The organism is Frankia sp. AiPs1 (genome assembly GCF_023716945.1).
In the GTDB taxonomy this organism is placed as follows: domain Bacteria; phylum Actinomycetota; class Actinomycetes; order Frankiales; family Frankiaceae; genus Frankia.
This window is the reverse complement of the sequence record NZ_JAMQQF010001018.1, coordinates 1-1,057: the sequence shown is the minus strand read 5'-3', so window position 1 is coordinate 1,057 and position 1,057 is coordinate 1. Positions and strand designations below refer to the sequence as shown.

Here is a 1,057-nt window from a genome sequence, read left to right as displayed (position 1 = left end):
GGGCTGGCGTGGGGTCGCCGGCGGCCGTTCCCGGCGGCGCGGATCCCGCGGGGTCGGGGTCGGTGCCGCTCACCGTGGTTCGGCGGGGCCCAGCTCGGCGGGCACCGAGGACCAGCCCGTGGCGGGCGCCGGCTGGCAGCCGTCGGGGGCGAAGCGCTGCGGCGAGTAGAGGAAGCTGTCGCGGAAGCCCGCGGCGGCCAGCGCCCGACCGACGATGATGACCGCGGTCTTCGTGAGGCCGGCCGCCCGGGACTGCGCGGCGATGTCGGCGAGCGTGCCGCGCAGCACCACCTCGTCGGACCGGCTGGCCCACGCGACCACGGCCGCCGGACAGTCCGGGCCGTAGCTGGGCACGAGCTCCTCGACCAGCGTCTCGATGCGGTGCACGGCCAGGTGCAGCACGAGCGTCGCCCGGGACGCCCCGAGCGTCGCCAGATCCTCGCCGGGCGGCATCGGGCTGGACAGCACGGCCGTGCGCGTCAGCACGACGCTCTGGGCGACGCCGGGAACCGTCAGCTCCCGGCGCAGCGACGCGGCGGCGGCGGCGAACGCGGGAACGCCGGGGGTGACGTCATAGGGGACGCCGGCCGCGTCCAGCCGCCGCATCTGCTCGGCCAGGGCGCTGTAGAGGGACGGGTCGCCGGAGTGCAGGCGGGCGACATCCTGGCCGGCGGCGTCGGCGGCGCACAGCTCGGCCGTGATCGAGTCGAGGGTCATCCGGGCCGTGTCCACGAGGCGCGCGCCGGACGGGCAGTGGGACAGCAGCTCGGCGGGGACGAGACTGCCGGCGTACAGGCAGACCGGACAGGCGGCGATCAGGTCCCGCCCGCGCACGGTGATGAGGTCGGCGGCGCCCGGCCCCGCCCCGATGAAGTGCACGGTCATCCGCGGGCGCCACCCCGGGCCCCGAGACCGCGCGACGCGGGGATGATGAGGACCGTCGGAAAGCGGCCCGCGGTGCCGGCGGGCTGCCGCGGGATGTTCGGCACAGCGGGCAACGCTAGCAGCCCCGGCGCCGCGGATCCGCGGATCGCCGGCCGTCTGGCCGGGGCGGGGG

General features: G+C 77.5%; 1 protein-coding gene. It reads right to left on the bottom strand.

Annotated features, from left to right (window positions below; genetic code table 11):
• Window positions 1–69 precede the first annotated feature (69 nt).
• The gene (cobM, locus tag ND748_RS32570) at window positions 70–885 is read right to left on the bottom strand and encodes a precorrin-4 C(11)-methyltransferase (protein ID WP_251750100.1); all 816 of its coding nucleotides are present in this window, start codon (window positions 883–885) and stop codon (window positions 70–72) included.
• Window positions 886–1,057: the final 172 nt, after the last annotated feature.

Excerpts from the sequence above, each read along its gene's own strand:
- cobM (WP_251750100.1), bottom strand. The coding sequence starts at position 885 with ATGACCGTGCACTTCATCGGGGCGGGGCCGGGCGCCGCCGACCTCATC.